The following is a 16,645-nucleotide window of genomic DNA, read 5'->3' on the forward strand; positions in this document are numbered from 1 at the left end:
TGCTTGGCTGAAGCGGTTGCGTTTTTGTCCTTCGATAATATAGCTAACTATTCACTTTGAGTTTAATGCGTCGACCAATGGGGTAGCCACAAGGCGATGTCTGGGAAAATCATAATCAATACCAGCCCGAACAGCCCCATCAGTGCATAAGGTAGTGCCCCGACAAGGACATCCGTAAGGGTATAATCGGGGCAAATTGCTTTAACGACAAATAAGTTCATTCCTACAGGGGGAGTTACTGCGCCGATTTCCATATTGATCACTAAGATCACCCCAAACCAAATGAGATCAATATGCATAGTTTGCAAGGCCGGTAATAAAATCGGAACGGTGACTAAAATGGCGGCAGCCGCGTCCATAAACATCCCCAAAATGAGGTAGAGGATATTGATCACGATTAAAAACTGCCAGGTGTTCATCTGCAAATGAGTCATCCACTGTGCCACATCTTGAGGGATCTGTAACAATGACAAAGTGTTGCCAAATACCGATGCGCCTGCAATTAGCATTAAGATCATAGCACTGGTCTGCACACTGGCAGTTGTTGCGGCCATAAATTGTGGCCAGCTCAGTGTTCGTTTTAGCCCTGCAGTCCAGATTAAAGCATACAAAACGCCTACTCCAGCCGCTTCTGTCGGGGTGAACCAGCCACTATAGATCCCGCCTAGGACGACGGGAATAATCAACAAACTGCCAATCATCTCTATATTAATTTGGGGTAAGGGGGCTTCGCCTGACGTTGTCATCGATTTGCGATTTGTCTCTCTGTCAGTGTACATATACATGGCGTAAACAGAGTAGAGCATAAATAATCCAGCCAGAAGCAGACCGGGTATAATGCCAGCTAAAAATAGTTTGTTGATGGATGTGCTTGTGACCAGTGAATAGAGGATAAATGAAATACTGGGCGGGATCAGAATCCCGAGCGTGCCTGATACGGCAACGCAGCCGGCGCTGAGTCGACGAGGATAGCCACGACGACGCATCTCGGGAATACTGATCGAGCCAATAGTTGCGGCTGTCGCGGTTGACGAGCCTGAAATCGCAGCAAATATGGTACTGGCGATAGTCGCGGCAATGGCTAGCCCTCCGGGTAGCTTGTAGGTGAGCCGATGTGCTAAATCAAATAGATCTTTACCTGCTTCACCTTTGAGCATTAATTGCCCCATAAATATATATAGAGGAATGGCGATGATCACAAACGAGTTTAAATCGCTGTAGGCTGTTTGAGCGAGCGCATCAATTCCCGGATTGATACCAATGACCAGCATATAACCAATCATGCCACTTAACAGCAGTGAAATGGCAATCGGTAGCCCGAGAATCAACAGTATTGCTAAAGTGAGGCTCATGAGAGTGAAAGACATTAAACAGCTCCATTGCAACAGACAAAGCAAAAAAGACTAAACGAATCATTATGGCCAATCATTCAGGATTTATTCGATGATGATTGGCGCCAGTCGCGTAAAAATTTATATAGTTCAGCTATCCCCCATAAACTGGCACCAATAGGGATCGCTATCTCGGCAATCCATACCGGCCATTGCACGACATCAAGTGTGATTTCATGCGTTTGGATACTGTCAATAGTGAGTCGGTAGCCCGAGAGCGCAAACACAATCAAAAAGCCAATAATGATGAGAAAGCGTAATATCATCAGCCATTGACCCCGTCCGATGAGATGCTCAAGTGCAATTCCCGCGTTTACATGTCGTCCATGTAAAGCCGTGCTAACCGCGCCGATAAAGGCCAGCCAAAGTAGGCAGAAGAGATCTAAATCATAGGTCCAAGAGTTATCAAGTTTGAACACTCGCAATGCAATACCCATGATGATCGAGACGCTCAGTAAGATTAATGATGTCCCGCTAACTAAGCCTGCCCACTTTGCGACCTGAGCGCAGCCTGTCTCAAGTTTACGAAAAGGGCCCGTCTGGCCCCGGTGCGATGTTTGATCTGACTGAGTAACCATGCCGGTGCTCGCTATCCATGGATTGAAGAGGGATTGATATCCTGCAATAGCATTTTGCCCGTTGCACCTGTTTCCTTCAGATAGTTTTTGCGATCAAGTGTGCCTGCGGTTGCCATCCATGGTTTAAGGGCCGCGCCTTTTAGCACGCTCACGTGGTTGCCCGCTTGTTTAAGCGTTTGGATATCCTGTGTGTATTCATGTTCAATCGATTGAATGGCTGATTTTTCTGAAGATTGTGCAGCCTTTGAAATAATTGAGCGTTGCTGTGGGGTTAGACCGTTCCACCAGTGCAAGTTAACTTGAACCGGATAAATGAGCGGAACATAGTGAATTGCACTGACATATTTACCCACTTCATACCATTTGCGCGACACAATTGTAGATAATCCTGATACTCCGCCATCCAGCGCGCCGCGCTGGATGGCGGTATAAACTTCACTCGAGTCGATTGCGACGGGGGTCGCGCCTTGGCTTTGTAAGAACAGCGCTGACAATTTCCCTTCAGAGCGGATTCGTAACCCTTTTAAATCCGAGGGTTTTATGATCGCATGGTGATTATTAATGTAGGATTTAGCATAACCATAGAAGCCCCAAGCAATGATGCGAACGCCATGTTTTTCTAAGATAGTATTAATGTCTTGGCCGAGTTTGCCATGCAAGTTGGCTAATAAGCTCTTCGCATCAGGGACTAAGAAAGGGATGGTATCAAACTCAAAAGCAGGCTCATATTTTGACCACCAATGCAGTGCATTGATCCCCATGTTGGTGGTGTTATTCATAATTCCTTTGGCAATATTTGAGGCCTTAAACAGTGAGCCTGACGGATAAGTCTGTACATCAATTTGGCCGTGACTGAGAGTCTTTATGTTCTTAGCGATAAGTTCAGCTTGTTCGGCTGTCGCAGTATGAGGCGGCATATACCATGCAAAGCGAAGTTGTAATTCGCTGGCCTGAGCGGCCACTGTACTGCAACTCAAAAGCATGGCGCTAACAAACAGGCGTAATTTATGGTGTGGATAGTGTCGTATATTCATAAGGCCTCTCTTGGCGTGCGATGGTGTGACTGTGCTTATCTCCGCTTACGCGCCGGCATCAATCGATTCACGTTTTAGCGTAAGCGATGGCAGCGAGTAGGTTAATATTATTGTTAATGATGTGTTAATATTATGTTTTTTATCATACCAAGGTAGCGGTTCTGGGCAAGATGAACAGTGAAGTAAGCAGAGATTTTGTTGAGAAGTCTGATAGACATCGCATTTTAGCTAAAGGCGAGTGTGACTCGCATCACGACAAGATAGCGGTTATGGCACGAGATGGCGAGCGCGTGTAATCGTCAGATAAAGCGTTATCTTTTGTGTAGGGCAAAGCTTGAGAGATTGTTGCGGCGCCTGTTGAAATAGGCGCCGGACGGTTGTCGTTTCACTGTCAGCGTGAAACGACATGAGTTGGGTTAGCGGGTACCAAAGACGACAATGGTTTTCCCGTGAGCAGAAATCAGATTTTGCTCTTCGAGCATTTTTAAAATCCGTCCGACTGTCTCCCGCGAACAGCCTACAATCTGCCCAATTTCTTGGCGTGTGATTTTGATTTGCATCCCATCAGGATGGGTCATCGCATCGGGTTGTTTAGCCAAATTCAGCAATGTTTGGGCAATCCGTCCAGTGACATCCAAAAATGCTAAATTCCCGACTTTTTGGCTGGTGACTTGTAGACGCTGCGCCATTTGTGTGGAAAGTCGCATCAGGATATCTGGATTAACCTGGATCAGCTGGCGAAATTTCTTATAAGAAATTTCAGCAACTTCACAAGGCGTTTTTGCTCTGATCCACGCACTACGAACTGAAGTTTCATCTTCTTCAAACAGACCGAGTTCTCCCATGAAATCGCCCTGATTAAGATAGGAGAGGATCATCTCTTTGCCTTCATCATCTTTGATCAGCACAGATACCGAACCCTTCACAATATAGTAAAGCGTCTCTGCTTTTTCACCTGCATGGATAAGGGTACTTTTGGATGGGTACTTATGAATATGGCAATGCGATAGAAACCATTCTAATACAGGATCCGTTTGAGGTTTTCCGAGTACCATAGATAGTCCTCTAATTTTTTTAGTTTTATTTCAAATTGTGCCTAGGGTATGTTGACGTTTTGAGGTTGAGTTTTATCCATCGAAAAGTAGCCGATCATTATGCTTTGTTGCCTTGGTGTGCACTAGGTGTCACAGCCATGGGCAAAATCCATTTAGATGAATCCAAAGGGCAGCGGTTGCTGAGAATGTATTCCGCATTCGTTCACCATCGGTGTTGATAATCACCATGATGATGCGCTATCTGGTCAACTCTCGGCCATTTGCTACAAAACCATCACAAAACGTCAATATTTCCCTAGCATGTAGGGCACATCGAGCAATCCCTTAGACTTCATAGCATAAGCGGCTTGCGATATTGCTGCAAGAGGGATCTGCACAATAAAATAGGGCTTATCTGAGTCATCACTCACGAGCCTCGTTTTTCAGCGATCCAAAGCTGGCGTTTCATCAAGGGCTCTATTAAGCTGACGCTTTTGAAATTGCACGTCGTGTGTTGTAGGAGCAAACAGAATGCAAGCGAAAGTCAAGTGGGCTGGTGATATGCAGTTTATTGGTGAATCTGGATCAGGTCATGCGTTGGTGATGGACGGTAATGGTGCCCAGACGGCAGCCAGTCCGATGGAAGTGCTGTTAATGGCTGCAGGTGGTTGCAGCTCTGTGGATGTTGTTTCTATTTTACAAAAAGCGCGGCAACCTTTTCATGACTGCTACGTTGAATTAACCACCGAGCGTGCCGATACCACACCACGTGTGTTTACCAAAATTCATCTACATTTTGTACTGACAGGTAGCGCTAAACTCAGTGACAAACAAGTTGCTCGTGCTGTCGATCTATCGATGGAAAAATATTGTTCAGTGTCACTGATGCTGAGCAAACATTGCCCGATTGAACATAGTTATGAGATCCGCATTAGCGAATAACGCTAGCTGACTTCTCCTGTATCGAGTAATCGTTGCAGAATGGGCAGTAAAATCAACTCCATGGCGAACCCCATTTTACCACCCGGAACGACCATGGTGTTGATGCGTGACATAAAGGCACCGTCAATCATCTGTAGCAAATAGGGAAAATCGATATTTTTTAATCCACGAAACCGCACGACCAGCATACTTTCATCGGCACTGGGAATGCTTTTGGCACTAAATGGGTTCGAGGTATCAACGGTCGGCACCCGCTGAAAATTAATATGGGTGCGTGAGAATTGCGGCGTAATGTAATTAATGTAGTCATCCATGGAACGTACAATTGACTCTTGAACCGCTTCACGAGAATGACCGCGTTCGGTTGTATCGCGGATCAGTTTTTGAATCCACTCTAAGTTGACGATAGGGACCATGCCAATCAACAGGTCAACATGCTGTGATACATTGACATCTTCCCAAAGTACGCCGCCGTGCAGCCCTTCATAAAATAATAGATCCGTATCGGTTGCTAACTCTTGCCAAGGGGTAAATGTGCCAGGCATCTGGTTGTAGGGAACCGCATCATCAAAGGTATGCAGGTAGCGCCGATAACGCCCCGTCCCCTCATCACCATATTCTTTAAAAAAATTATGTAGGAGCTGAAAATCATTGGCTTCGGCGCCAAAATAGCTAATATGGCGGCCCTGTTCCCGAGCTTTACGAATCGCAATGTCCATTTCCGGACGGGTATAGCGGTGAAAACTATCCCCTTCAATAAAAGCTGCACGTTGGTGAAGCTGGCGAAATAAGTGGGCAAATACTTCGCTGGTTGTAGTTGTCCCCGCTCCTGATGAGCCAGTAACTGCGATGATAGGATGTTTGGTTGACATAATGATTCCTGTATCGTGGCGTCCGGTTACTTCATCGAGCTCGATTGCTGCGCTTTAAAATCTTGGATTGACATCAAATTAACAGACTCATGTAACTCAGAATAAACAACTACAATATGGCCTGACTCAAGCTGAGCGCGTAGCGCACTGACCTTTTCAGCAAAGGATAGTTCCTCAGAGCCGTAATCGGTGCCTTCTCGCAGCACAAAAGATTCTAATAAATTGGTGAGGGTTTCCTGATTGAGTTGCTGCCAAGGAATAATCATCAACGCACCTATTGCAGAAGATATCAAGCCGTCATCATACAACATATCATCGATGCAGTTTAATCCAATTATATTTCATCATCCCTATCATGAAATGTATCGGTTACACGACCGTCGATAAGTTGCTGCTTTAATGTGCGAATGGTGGTTTGAAAAATACGTTTAACCCAGTGGCTAAACGCATCGACAGAGCTAAAGCCGAGATGCTCGGTCAGTTGCTCTTGGGTGAGTCCATCGCGTAAACCGCTTAAGGTCTCAACGCGGCGCAAGCGATGCTGCCAGACGCGATAACTTAATCCAGTTTCTTTGACAAATAATCGCGCCAAGGTGCGAGAACTCGCCCCAACCTGTTTCCCCCACTGGGTCAGATTTTGGCGCAGTGCAGGGGATAGGATCAGTGCATCAGTGATTTTTTTAAGCCTCGGATCGCTTGGAAGTGGTAGCTGATTATCGCTGGGTGGGGCCTGTTTGAGTTCATCGCATAACAGATCGATGAGCAGATGTTGTGTGTGTGCTGAGGCGGGTTTTTTTTGTAGTAGCTTGTCAAAAATACCAATCGCCAATAACGAGGCATCAACCAGGCGTACTTGCGCGGGCCAGGTACTTGTCATTTCTGTGGGCAAATAGAGCACGCCAAGGGTTGCGCTTTGATGATTTTGAGCTTTATGGCTAATCATTGGCGGGATCCAAATCAACATATTGGTTTGAATGAGCCAATGCTGATGTGCGGTTTGTCCAGAGAGCATCCCGCGGCGCATCCAAATTAGTTGCCCTTGAGGATGCTGATGTGAATCTTCTGACATGGGGCGCTGCGTATCAATAATGCGCTCAACCGCGTAAGGTAAGATGTCATCAAGCATCGTGCTCTCCTCATTCAAATTGCGACTCGTCTGGGCCATACTGTTTGGTTGCGCCTAGATCAGTGAATGGATTCGTGCTGCCGGCGTTTACTGGTAAAGAGATAACGGGTGCAGATGATGCCCATGCTCATCAATAATGCCAGTATGATAAAGCAAGTTCGCGCCGTCAATGCGTGTGTATAAAGCCCTGTTAGGAGGCTAATTCCACAGACGGAACCGAGATTACGAAAGAGCTGGACAGCGGCCGTCCAGCGGCCAAGTGCCGAAGGCGGGGCACTGTTTTGTATCCATACTAATGTTGTAGCAGCAACGATGCCAGTTGCTAGCGCACTAATCAGTAATGCACAAGGCAATGCCCATCGTCCTTGGTTGAGTGACATCGCGATGCCTAGCGGACCGATGATTAAACCGACTGAACCGGATAGCAGCATGAACAGTTGATTGTTGGTGTTGAGTAATTTGGCGCAAATGATCGCGCCGCCCACCCAGCCTAATGCCGCTACGGTGATTAGTATCCCGGGACTAAGCATACTATGTGAGTGGACTAACACGCTTGGCAATAGCGTGACGGTCGCATAGATATTGGCGCTAGATAACAGCATAAGAAGCGTCATACAGCGTAACGAGGGCTGCATAAATATCGCTAGTGGAATCGGTGAACGAGAAGGGTTTGCGCGAATGCGAATGATGACCAAGATCGTACTGACGATTGCGACAACAACAATGTTTAGCTCGACTATGTGTTGCGGCCAAGGCGCATTCAAACTGAGTAGCCAAGACACGATTGCGATGATGCTTAACGATTGCGCCCAGCCATCAATGGAACTCTTAGACTGATTGACGTGACGCGGAAGGTTTAACCGATGGCTGAGAGCTAGAGCAATTAGCCCCACTGGCAAATTGAGCCAAAAGATCCCGCGCCAACCTAATGTTAATAAAATCAGGCTACCAAGGACAGGACCGATGACGGCGGCTAAACCCCAAACTGCGCTTAGTAGCCCCTGCATTTTAGCGCGCTGCTCGGGTGGATAGAGACTGCCAAGCAGCGTGTAAGCGAGCACGATAATCCCTCCTGCGCCAACCCCTTGAATAATGCGAGCGCTAATGAGAAGTGCCATGGTATGGGCTAGCGACGCACCTAGCGAGGCGATAAGAAAAATACCGATACTGACGCGAAATACGGTTAAAGCGCCAAAAATATCCGCTAGGCTGCCGACTAATGGTGCCATAAAAGCGATAGGGAGTAAAAAACCAGTCATGATCCAAGGCCAGCTTGAATGATTGCTAAACGTGACTTGGATGGTGGGTAGCGCGGGCGCAACAATGGTGCTATCCATTGCTGCCAGAAAAAGTGCTATCGATACGGCGATAAGGATCCCGCGGTGTGCCTGAGCATGGAGAATTGACAACTGCATATTTTTGATGCCTGTATGAATGAAGTGTCAAGCTAGTATAGAGCGCACTGTTGTTGTTCTTAATGGTCGGATAAGTCATATTTTCGAACGAAGCAGACAATCTAGGGGGCCCTTCTATGAGTTGACTCGATGAGCTCAAGGGCTGAACTCATCGATTTGTAACAGCTTTGCGTCTTACCGACGTGGGCCCGCATCGCTCAGTGCGGTTTGCACAATAGGATTAACATCCCAACTTTGCGGCAGAATAGGCGGTCTTTCAATAAAAAGATGTTCGAGATGCAATTGTTCAACCCCCTGTGCATAGATGGCTGGCAGACCGTTGGGGTAGTGCTCGACGCCAAAGGCTTGTCCGGTGTTGGGGTTAAGGCGATAAGCATTATCAAGTCCCATGCCAGTAGGTTGGTCAGGGTTACAAGGCGGACGCACATCGTACAATCCTTGTTCAGACTGGTCATTTACGCATTGTTGCATGTGTAGGTGACTGAGCGAGATATGCAGCAAACTGCCAGGGGTGTCGGTATGCATATTAATGGCACCTTCGGTTGTTCCGCTAAGATGAGAGAAACTGACCCAACGAACTGCTCCTGGGGCGATCGCTGGATCGCGATGGCGACAGGAGATAAAAATAGGATCTGCTTTACCCCAATGGCAAGGGTGTACATGGTGGCAAGCAAAGTTAATGTGACTGAATTGTAGTCGCTGGATCACTCCGCCATCTCGACTGACGATGCCAATTGCGCGATTACTGTCATAGATGGAGCAATTGTTAACACTGATATCTTCAATCGCATCAAAGGTTTCAGTACCAATTTTGAATGCACAACTGTATGAACGAAGTAGGCAATTTTGCACTAATACATGTTGGGTCGGGCGGCGTAGTTCGCTGGGTTTACAGGTGGTTTTGAGGCAAATGCCATCATCAGCAGAGCTAAAGTGGCTATTGCTGATCTGGACATATTGGCAGCCGTCGATATCTAATGCGTCGGTATTTGCCATGGTCAGGTCATTGCTGATGGTTAGCTGGTCGATAAAAATATGTGCAGAACTCACTAAATGAACGGTCCACATTGGGGCATCAATGATCGTGAAATGAGTCAGTCGGATCTGTTGGCAATCTTCAAATACGATCAATCGAGGACGATGTGGCGCGGGCAAGCGATACCCTTGTTCATCCGGTTCTGACGCAAAATAAGCGCTGGCATTACCATTGATAAGGCCAGGGCCGGCAATCGTGATATTATGTTGATGGCGAGCATAAAGCATCGCGCGATCCGAGTTTTCTGCGACCGATAGGGTGATTGCACCTTGAAAATCCTGATAATCAGGGCTGGCAATCAGCTCAGCCCCAGCTTCTAGCCACAAATATAAATTCGATGGTAATTGTAATGCTCCGATTCGATATCGTCCGGTGGGAACAATCAGAGTTCCACCTCCGGCTTGAGCGATCTGATCGAATGCTTGTTGAAATGCAGCGCTGACATCTTGTTGGCCTTGGTGGTGAGCGAGTGCTGCGAGAGTAATCTGCATCGACAAAACTCCTTTGACAATAATGGGGCGGGTTATTTGACCGCGCCTTCGGTGACACCGCTGATAAATTTGCGCTGGAAGATAAGAAAGACGCAGATTAACGGAATAATGACGATCATCGCACCTGCCATGAGCACGGGAATATTAATGGTGTTGCGGTTTTGAAAGAACATCATGCCAATCGGTAGTGTGCGCAGGTTATCTTGATTGACTAAAATTAATGGGATCAAAAACTCATTCCAAGTCCAGATAAACAACAGTAACGCCAGTGTCGATAGTGTGGGCGCGATAGCGGGGAGCAGTACTTTCCAGAGTATTTTCCAGCGAGGTGTTTGATCCATTACTGCCGCTTCAAGCAATTCTTTTGGAACCTGGCGAAAAGCCGTGGCGATCATCAATGTCGTAAACGGCAATGATAAAGCAATTTGCGGCAAGATCAGCGCCCAATAGGTATTGGTCAGCCCCATTAAGCGAAGTTCCTGATACAACGGGATAATGAATGATTCCGAGGGCAATACCATTCCCAGGGCCATCAATGCGGCGACCAGCGTTTTACCGGGTATCTTTAAAAAGGCGAAGGCAAAGCCAGACAAGATCCCGATAAAAAGGCTACTGATGACTACGGGGATAACGACCACTACTGAATTGAGGAAGTAGATACGAAAGTGTCCCTGTTGCCAGGCTTCAAGATAGTTATGCAAACTGATATGGCCAGGCAAAACGAACAACCCTTGGAATAACTCCGATTGGGTTTTAAACGAGGCTGATAGGACCATCAGAAATGGGGCAACGGTCAGGAGTCCAAGCAGCCATAAAAATAAGCGTGAAATAGTTAGATGTTTTAACATTATCTGCGTTCTCGGATCATAAAATGAATCAGGCCATTGACGATAAAGATAATCAGCATACTCAAGATGGCTACCGCAGAGGCATAGCCAAAGTGGCGCAGATCAAAGCCTTGCTGATACATGTACATATTGGTAACTAACGTGGAAGTCCCCGGGCCACCACGCGTCATCACATAAATAAGGTCGAAGGCTTTTAGGCTGGCGATCACTGTTAAAATTAAGGCCACTTTGATCTCAGGACGAAGTCCGGGCAGGGTGATCCGCTTAAATTTTTGCCAGCGTGATGAACCATCTAGTTCGGCCGCTTCATGAATGGATGGGTCCATGCGTTGGATCCCGGCCATAAACAACACTAAGCAGAAGCCAAAAAAATACCAGACGGCAACCATACCTGTTGCGGGGAGTGCCCAAGTAAAATTCCCCAACCAAGCGATAGCCAGTTGAGGCATGCCAATGAATCGGAAAAATTGATCAATGGGGCCAAATGCTGGGTTGTATAACCAGCGCCAGACTACCCCCAGTACCGCCATCGGCATAATATAGGGAAGGAAAAAGAGTGCTCTTAATAGCGTCAACTCTTTAGTCCCTTTGAGTTCATTCAAAAAACTGCACAGCGCTAATCCAAGAGCAATAGGGAAGAGCGTATAGAACAGCATCAAGATGACATTATTTCCTACCGCGACCCAAAATTGGTAATCACCAAAAATAGTCACAAAATTTTGCAGTCCAACAAAAATTGGCCAGCCGCTACCATCCCAGGCGGTTAGACTTACCAATAATGAGGCTATTAATGGAAAAAGCAAAAATACGCTATAGATAAGTAGTGCTGGCAGTAAATACAGCGAGTTTTTTAATAACGAGCCATTGAGCATTGATGCAACTCCTTCTATCGAACTCAGCCCACCTTGCTGTGAGCTGAGTTGTCTCAACAATCAATGAGAGAGTGATGCGAGATATTTTTGGTAGTCTTTATCGAGTACATCGGTCAGCTGCTTCGGAGTCATTCGTCCACCCATTAACTTCTGTACGCTTTGATTAATCGTGGTTAACATGGTTGGCGTTGCCCAATCGATATAATGGCCCAATGCATTGCTTTGATTTACCGTTACCCAAACTCGATAGACATCGCCTAACAAAGGGTTATCGGCTGGAAGCTTGGCATTTTTGGCCACTGCGGCGGCTAAAAAGCCATGTTGCAACCACGCATTAGCAACTTTGTCAGACACTAACTCGTTGATAAATGCAGCTGCTGCATCACGTTGCGCTTTGGTTTTAGCGGCGGTGGTGATGGAGAATGGCAAATCGGTCCCCCCTTCAATTAATGGATGCGGGACGCCCGCAAATTTGGGAAGTGCGGCAAAATGGATATCTTTATTCGCCTTGAACTGCCCCATATACCATGTCCCACTAATAAAGAATGCTGATTGGCCACTTTGAAATAAGGTGGCCGCATCATCATGGCCAATCCCTTGAAAACCTTGAAAGAAATAACCCTTTTTGGCCCATGACTGCATTAGTTTTGCAGCTTTCATTAATTTGGGATTGTGGAATGTGCCGCCTTGGTCATAAATGAGTTTATCAAGGGTAGCGCGGTGACTGCTATCAATCTGGTCTTGCCATAAGGCGCTCAGCATTTGCTGGCCAGCATTGCCATCCAACAGGCCTAGCATCATCGGCGCCACGCCCTGTTTTTTCAGTTTAGCCATGTCAAGGTTCAGCTGTGTCATCGTCTTGGGAACGCTGATTCCGGCCTTATCTAATATTGCTTGATTATAATAAAAACCAACCATCTCGCCTAAACTGGCCACACCGTATAATTCGCCTTGACTAAATTTAAGATCTTTTGACCATCGATTGCTCTTTAAAATAGAAGGCGGAAAGCGTTCAGTCCAATGATAGTGTTTTGCATAGCTATCCATTGGGACTAACAACTGTTGTTTAACTAAGGCTCCCATATCGCCTCCCCCCTGATTAACTTGTGCCACCTGTGGACCGCCCCCTGATGAGAGCGCCAACTTGAGTGGAATACGCATATCCTCAAAGGAATGGACAGAGCGGGTGATTTTGATATTAGGGTGTTGCGCGGTGAAATCTTTAATCGCTTGGTTGATTACGGCAGTTTGTTCAGGATAGTTATAAATATCCCACTCTTTTAGTTCAATGGAGGTTGCGTGCACTGCTGGAATGACTGCAACCCCCACTAAAGTGGCTATTGATAAGCTGGTGTAACGTATCCAGTTATGAATATTTTGTGGCTTTGGCATGATTATATCCCCTGTTCATCAAGTTCCATGATGGGTGGTCGTCGTTGGATGGTCGTATCGCATCAAGTATCCCAGACGTTCTCCATATAGACTTACTTATTTTTATATATAAAGTAAAGTTGTTTTTCTCTCTCACATTCTAGTATTTCGATCTGGATCGAAAAATATTAAGACATATCTTGCCAGCAAATTTATTGTGCTACAAAAAATTAACAATCATTTGGTGAGGATATTAAAAACTAATTGATTGGGATAATAATAGATTATTCAACTAATTTTATATCAATAATAGGTTATAAATCTGTTTTTTGAGGGCATCTTGTTGAGCTCATTGGATGGATCAACTCTTCGTTATTGTTTGTTAAAGTCGGCCAACAGGTTTGTTGCGGCGAATTGATCTTGTAAATACAGCTATCGAAGTGAATAACGCTTGCATGGAAATCATATTTATTATTTACTGAAAATTAAGTTTGATGATTTATTCATCACCATTTACTGACGGTGTAAGGAGTTGCCCGATGGATCAGCCAGTCGCCTTTATTCGCCATGCCAAGCTAACCGATAGGCCAATGCTTTACCAGATTTGTTTGCAGACGGCGAAGGCTGGAGACGATGCAACAGGTTTATATAGTGATCATGAGTATCCTGGTCAAGTTTATGTGATCCCTTATTTACTCTTTGAGCCGCAATTTGCGTTTGTATTAGAAATGAACCAGCAAGTTGTTGGATATGTCGTCGCAACAGCAGATACCGCGCATTATGAGCAAACGCTGGCTAAGCAGTGGTGGCCTAAGTTAAAGGCGCAATATGCCGAGCGTGAAGAAATGGCGCTTTGGGATCACAAAGTTCTCGGCCAGATTCGACATCCTTCAGGGGCAAGTCCCGAGTTATTAGAACGCTGGCCTGCGCATTTACATATTAATTTGCTGCCTCAAGCACAGGCAGGGGGATGGGGACGGAAGCTGATCGCCCATCAACTCCATGCGTTAAAAGAAGCGGGTGTTGATGGGGTGCATCTTGGCGTGAATTTAGCCAATGAAAGAGTCTGCCAATTCTACGAAAAAGTCGGTTTTGAGACCATTTTGCGCAGCCACGCTATTTATATGGGGCAGCGTTTAGACGAGGAATAAGATGGCCAATTTAGCGTTACAACAATTAAAGAAAAATTTTGATCAGCACACTGTTATCCATGGAATTGATCTTACTATTGAAAATGGTGAGTTCATCGTTTTTGTTGGCCCGTCAGGCTGTGGTAAATCAACCTTATTGCGTATGATTGCAGGCTTAGAGACCATTAGTGATGGCTCGCTTTGGATCGATGAGCAGGATATGACGGCGCAAAATGCGGCCGATCGTGGGATCGCAATGGTGTTTCAATCATACGCGTTATATCCAAATATGAGCGTGCGCGCGAATTTGGCATATCCTCTTGAAATGGCTAAAAAAAGAAAAGATGAAGTGGCCAGCAAGGTGAGCGATGTGGCGAAAAAGCTGCATTTAACTGAGCTGCTTGAGCGTCTGCCACGCGAGCTTTCAGGCGGTCAGCGCCAGCGCGTTGCAATAGGTCGGGCGATAATACGAGAACCCAAAATCTTCTTATTTGATGAGCCGTTGTCGAACTTAGATGCTGAGCTGCGGTTGCAGATGCGTATTGAGATCGCCAAATTGCATGAAGCATTGGGCAATACCATGATCTATGTGACGCACGACCAGCTTGAGGCGATGACCCTTGCGGACCGCATTGTGGTGTTACGTGATGGTCAAATTGAACAAGTGGGTAAGCCGCTCGCCATTTATCACGATCCTGATAATATCTTCGTGGCAGGTTTTATCGGTTCTCCGCGCATGAACTTTTTGCGAGCTCGAGTCAGGGCCTGTAACGGTACGCAGTTGCAAGTAGAGGTGGCTGAACTCGGTATCGAATGCTTAGTTTGTGAGGTGGGCTCGACAGTAGCGGAAGGCACCGAATTAACACTTGGTATTCGTCCCGAACATGTAATTAGTCAAGCACCAAGCGAGCAAATAAACGCCTTTGAGGCTACTATCGCCTACGCAGAGCGTCTCGGTCATACCAATTATCTTTATTTAGATATCGGTAGCGAGGCGATGTTTGTGCTCGAAGATCGCCATGCCGACTCACTTAATACGCATGCCTCGTTGAGGCTTGCCATCGATCCGCAAAAGGTATTACTGTTTGATGCTGAAGGTGCAAGAGTGCGTTAATTCATAACAGCATGTTGGGGTGAGAGACTAAAATATTCAACTTTCAAGGTGAGCCTCACTCCTGCTTGCTGTCGGCGATGATGAGTTTGTTTGATTCGCGTGGATCTGCTAGAGAAGTTGGTGATGATTTAAGGGAGACAAGCCAGCTATCAAAATTAGCTGGCAGTAAAAAAGAGGGATCGATTAAGTATATAAGTCAAATGACGGCGGGTTGCCAATAATATCTATCTATTCGATTTTTAAAATAATTAAGGTGCGAAGTGAGATGAGACCATTTAAGTCACATTTACATCTCGCTTGAGAGCTCATCAATCAGTCGATTGACAGCAAGCCCGGCTGCACCTTGGGCTGACATTCTCGATTCTGTAATAAACTGCAACGGAGTTAACTGCGGAGCAAGTTTAAGGCGAAATTGCTGAAAACTTTGAGCCACTTGGTCGAGTAAAATTCGAGAAGCCATCTGTGGCTCAGTGACTAGATAAACGACTTCTGGATCAAAAGCAGTGGCCAAATTTGCCAGAGCAATACCTAGATGATGGCCCGCATGGGTGAGCACTTCGAGAGCCAGCTCGCTGGGTTGGTGGTCAAGCTCTTGTAGGTGGTGCAGCGGCGCCTTAAGCAAGGGATCATCTGCCAACTGACTTAAGATCGCTTTGGTTGATGCGACATCTTCGAGTACGTTCCCTGAGCCATCCGCTAATAATGCACTTCCTATTTCACCTGCAGTACCGTGGTTACCCCGATAAAGTTGACGATTGATGATAATACCCGCACCAATTCCTTGCCCATATGTGGCAATAATTGCTGATTTTGCTTGCCCAAGTTGACCAAAAACCAAACTTGCTTGAGCCATTGCATTCGCATCGTTTTCGATATAAACCGGAATGTTAAAACGCTCCATTAACTGCTGAGCGATAGGCACGCGAGTCCAACGAAGTACGGTCGAGCGAAGACATTCACCACTGATAGGGTCCACTAGACCGGAGATGGCCAGACCAATTGCTCCGATATGCTTGTCGCGATTGGTATTTAAAAATTTAGCCAATGCATCGCTCAACTGTTTAGGCGATAACTCGCCAGAGGGAAGCTGCTGCTCACTAATTAAATTCCCACTTAGGTCGGTCATAATGATCAGATTACGCTCAGCGTTGAGCTGCACGCCGATCACATTGGCATAATCAGGTGTGAGTCCAAGTAACATTTTGGGACGCCCCATCGAGACACGGCGTAAACCTAACTCTTGAATGAGACCTTTGGATAGCAGTCGATTCGTGGCCTGAGAGACTGCTGACATACTTAAACCACTTAGTGTTTTTAGGCCTGATTGACTAATTGGGGCCCGCTCAACAACTAAGCGCAAGATGCGTGTTGTGATTGAAGGTGTCGTCATC

17 protein-coding genes are annotated in these 16,645 nt (G+C 46.3%); 3 read left to right on the forward strand and 14 right to left on the reverse strand.

All coding sequences use genetic code 11. The features are described from left to right. Positions 1-62 precede the first annotated feature (62 nt). The 5 genes from ABUE30_RS10920 to ABUE30_RS10940 form a co-directional block, all read right to left on the reverse strand. Entirely contained in the window at positions 63-1,367 is a 1,305-nt protein-coding gene (locus tag ABUE30_RS10920) for a TRAP transporter large permease (RefSeq protein WP_408623803.1), read from the reverse strand. A 62-nt stretch (positions 1,368-1,429) separates the two neighbouring features. Continuing rightward, on the reverse strand, positions 1,430-1,969 hold the full coding sequence (locus ABUE30_RS10925; RefSeq protein ID WP_408623804.1) for a TRAP transporter small permease: 540 nt from the start codon (positions 1,967-1,969) through the stop codon (positions 1,430-1,432). A gap of 11 nt (positions 1,970-1,980) precedes the next feature. Continuing rightward, on the reverse strand, positions 1,981-3,003 hold the full coding sequence (locus ABUE30_RS10930; protein ID WP_408623805.1) for a TRAP transporter substrate-binding protein: 1,023 nt from the start codon (positions 3,001-3,003) through the stop codon (positions 1,981-1,983). A gap of 416 nt (positions 3,004-3,419) precedes the next feature. After that, entirely contained in the window at positions 3,420-4,058 is a 639-nt protein-coding gene (gene crp, locus ABUE30_RS10935) for a cAMP-activated global transcriptional regulator CRP (protein ID WP_408623806.1), read from the reverse strand. 284 nt (positions 4,059-4,342) lie between these two features. After that, on the reverse strand, positions 4,343-4,468 hold the full coding sequence (locus ABUE30_RS10940) for a hypothetical protein (protein WP_408623807.1): 126 nt from the start codon (positions 4,466-4,468) through the stop codon (positions 4,343-4,345). 100 nt (positions 4,469-4,568) lie between these two features. Between ABUE30_RS10940 and ABUE30_RS10945 the strand changes: the two genes are divergently transcribed. Beyond that, on the forward strand, positions 4,569-4,979 hold the full coding sequence (locus ABUE30_RS10945; RefSeq protein ID WP_408623808.1) for an OsmC family protein: 411 nt from the start codon (positions 4,569-4,571) through the stop codon (positions 4,977-4,979). A 2-nt stretch (positions 4,980-4,981) separates the two neighbouring features. On the opposite strand, the gene ABUE30_RS10950 is transcribed toward ABUE30_RS10945, so the two are convergent. The 8 genes from ABUE30_RS10950 to ABUE30_RS10985 all read right to left on the reverse strand — a co-directional run bounded on the left by ABUE30_RS10950 (position 4,982) and on the right by ABUE30_RS10985 (position 13,031). Then, on the reverse strand, positions 4,982-5,851 hold the full coding sequence (locus tag ABUE30_RS10950) for a phosphoribulokinase (protein WP_408623809.1): 870 nt from the start codon (positions 5,849-5,851) through the stop codon (positions 4,982-4,984). Positions 5,852-5,877: 26 nt separating this feature from the next. Beyond that, positions 5,878-6,117 carry a YheU family protein gene (locus ABUE30_RS10955; RefSeq protein WP_408623810.1) on the reverse strand — a complete coding sequence of 80 codons (240 nt, stop codon included), beginning with the start codon at positions 6,115-6,117 and terminating at the stop codon, positions 5,878-5,880. A gap of 68 nt (positions 6,118-6,185) precedes the next feature. Further along, entirely contained in the window at positions 6,186-6,977 is a 792-nt protein-coding gene (locus ABUE30_RS10960; protein WP_408623811.1) for an AraC family transcriptional regulator, read from the reverse strand. A 59-nt stretch (positions 6,978-7,036) separates the two neighbouring features. Then, positions 7,037-8,392 (reverse strand): MFS transporter, encoded by a 1,356-nt coding sequence (locus ABUE30_RS10965; protein WP_408623812.1) that lies wholly within the window; start codon positions 8,390-8,392, stop codon positions 7,037-7,039. Positions 8,393-8,566: 174 nt separating this feature from the next. Then, entirely contained in the window at positions 8,567-9,919 is a 1,353-nt protein-coding gene (locus ABUE30_RS10970; RefSeq protein ID WP_408623813.1) for a glycoside hydrolase family 28 protein, read from the reverse strand. A 32-nt stretch (positions 9,920-9,951) separates the two neighbouring features. After that, positions 9,952-10,767, reverse strand: a complete 816-nt coding sequence (locus ABUE30_RS10975; protein ID WP_408623814.1) for a carbohydrate ABC transporter permease — start codon at positions 10,765-10,767, stop codon at positions 9,952-9,954. Beyond that, positions 10,767-11,639: a carbohydrate ABC transporter permease gene (locus ABUE30_RS10980; protein WP_408623815.1), complete on the reverse strand. Its 873-nt coding sequence runs from the start codon at positions 11,637-11,639 to the stop codon at positions 10,767-10,769. The genes ABUE30_RS10975 and ABUE30_RS10980 overlap by 1 nt, the downstream gene beginning before the upstream one ends. 60 nt (positions 11,640-11,699) lie before the next feature. Then, positions 11,700-13,031, reverse strand: a complete 1,332-nt coding sequence (locus tag ABUE30_RS10985; RefSeq protein WP_408623816.1) for an extracellular solute-binding protein — start codon at positions 13,029-13,031, stop codon at positions 11,700-11,702. A gap of 518 nt (positions 13,032-13,549) precedes the next feature. Between ABUE30_RS10985 and ABUE30_RS10990 the strand changes: the two genes are divergently transcribed. Both ABUE30_RS10990 and ABUE30_RS10995 read left to right on the forward strand, forming a co-directional pair. Beyond that, positions 13,550-14,161, forward strand: a complete 612-nt coding sequence (locus tag ABUE30_RS10990; protein WP_408623817.1) for a GNAT family N-acetyltransferase — start codon at positions 13,550-13,552, stop codon at positions 14,159-14,161. A 1-nt stretch (position 14,162) separates the two neighbouring features. Further along, complete coding sequence (locus tag ABUE30_RS10995; RefSeq protein ID WP_408623818.1) at positions 14,163-15,254, forward strand: ABC transporter ATP-binding protein; 1,092 nt, start codon at positions 14,163-14,165, stop codon at positions 15,252-15,254. A gap of 286 nt (positions 15,255-15,540) precedes the next feature. Here the strand turns inward: ABUE30_RS10995 and ABUE30_RS11000 are convergent, their stop codons facing one another. Continuing rightward, positions 15,541-16,644, reverse strand: coding sequence for an ROK family protein (locus tag ABUE30_RS11000; protein ID WP_408623819.1), 1,104 nt, complete (start codon positions 16,642-16,644; stop codon positions 15,541-15,543). Between the last annotated feature and the right edge of the window lies 1 nt (position 16,645).

It is taken from the genome of Celerinatantimonas yamalensis, assembly GCF_046054155.1.
GTDB classification, from domain to species: domain Bacteria; phylum Pseudomonadota; class Gammaproteobacteria; order Enterobacterales; family Celerinatantimonadaceae; genus Celerinatantimonas; species Celerinatantimonas yamalensis.